Consider the following 236-nt stretch of genomic DNA (forward strand, 5'->3'; position numbering starts at 1 on the left):
CGGTTCGCTCAACGACGACAAGGTGCTGCGGCAGGTGGCGCGGCTGGGCTACGGCATCGTTAAGGCCGAGGCGCACGCATCGCCGATCTCAGACAGGGCGCACGCCGATCACGTCCCCAATGACCATGAAGGCCACGATCATGGCCATGCCGAGCCTGGGCAGGCGTGGTGGCGCACCCGCCGGGCAGCTCTGACGCTGGCTTGCGCTGCAGCGCTTCTTGCCGCCTACGGTATCG

At 67.8% G+C, this 236-nt stretch carries 1 pseudogene; it reads left to right on the forward strand.

What is annotated here, in order from left to right:
- Window positions 1–236: pseudogene (locus EOB49_RS35885) on the forward strand (heavy metal translocating P-type ATPase); the annotation flags it as partial.

The sequence above is a fragment of the Mesorhizobium sp. M7A.F.Ca.MR.148.00.0.0 genome, from assembly GCF_003997735.1.
In the GTDB taxonomy this organism is placed as follows: Bacteria; Pseudomonadota; Alphaproteobacteria; order Rhizobiales; family Rhizobiaceae; genus Mesorhizobium.